The sequence below is a fragment of the Planktothrix mougeotii LEGE 06226 genome (assembly GCF_015207485.1).
GTDB lineage: Bacteria > Cyanobacteriota > Cyanobacteriia > Cyanobacteriales > Microcoleaceae > Planktothrix.
Genome location: NZ_JADEWU010000163.1, coordinates 1 through 1,253, shown reverse-complemented (window position 1 = coordinate 1,253; position 1,253 = coordinate 1). Strand labels below are relative to the sequence as shown.

Here is a 1,253-nt window from a genome sequence, read left to right as displayed (position 1 = left end):
AACGTGAGTTCGACAGAGTGCGATCGCCTCTAAACAGCAGAGTAGAAAAGCGATGTGCTTCCGGCAGGATGGGGTAGGTGAGATCGCTTCGCCACCGCTTGGGACGGTCGGAGCGGTTCAACACTCATAGAGGGAGGGTGATAATTGAATCTAAAAATCCAATAAAATCAAGACATATAAAAAACTCAAGCCAAAAGAAATAAAAGTTAACAGAGGTGTGTATGGAATCAAGATCATCCCACTTAGATATTACAGAAGTTTTTTGTGATGTAGATGATTTTTGCCAAGTATTTGAACCGTTATTAGAACAAATGTTATTACCTGAGATTAGCGGTCAAACACGGCAAAAAACGCGAATGACTTTAAGCGAGATTATGACGATTCTGATCGGATTTCATGGCTCTCGCTACAGGACATTTAAAGATTTTTATCAATTACAAGTGACGCCATATTGGTCAAAGGCAATGCCTAACCTGGTAAGCTATAATCGGTTTGTAGAATTAATGTCTTATGCACTATTAGCATTATGTTGTTACTTCAATTATTGTTGTAAAGGAGAAGTGACAGGAACAAGTTTCATTGATTCAACTGCCTTAAAAGTGTGTGATAAAAATAGAGCAACGAGCCATAAAGTCTTTGCTGGGCTGGCAGAGTGGGGAAAAAGTTCAATGGGATTCTACTTTGGATTTAAGTTACATTTAGTGATTAATGATTATGGAGAAATTTTAAATTTTCAAGTGACTCCCGCTAATGTAGATGACCGAAAAGTTGTTCCTGAACTAACAGAGGGGATAGTGGGAAAACTATTTGGGGATAAAGGATATATTTCGGAAAAGCTGTTTAAAAAATTACAAGAAAAAGGATTAGAACTGATTACTCGATTGAGAAAAAACATGAAGAATAGACTGATGCTATTATCAGATAAAATGAACTTAAGAAAGAGAGGAATAATTGAATCTGTCAATGATCAATTAAAAAATCTTTGCCAAATCGAACACACCCGGCATCGGAAAGTCGCTAATTTTATGGTGAATCTAGTAGCGGGAATGATTGCTTATACTTATCAGCCGGAAAAACCATCTCTTTATGACCGCCCTGAACCTGTTTATTTCTTTTAAAATTTAGAATTTGTACGCTTAGAAAATTTGTTTGGCTCATTGTGGGAAAAAATGGCAGTGATTTCCCCAAAGTTATCATGACACCTTTGGGTACGATGGGGATTGATTCGAGCGATCGCTTCGTCGAACTCACGT

At 37.5% G+C, this 1,253-nt stretch carries 1 protein-coding gene; it reads left to right on the top strand.

Annotation, left to right across the window (positions count from 1 at the left end; translation table 11 throughout):
• The first annotated feature begins 221 nt into the window (after positions 1 to 221).
• Positions 222 to 1,118 carry an IS982 family transposase gene (locus IQ236_RS27525; protein WP_193872418.1) on the top strand — a complete coding sequence of 299 codons (897 nt, stop codon included), beginning with the start codon at positions 222 to 224 and terminating at the stop codon, positions 1,116 to 1,118.
• Positions 1,119 to 1,253 lie beyond the last annotated feature (135 nt).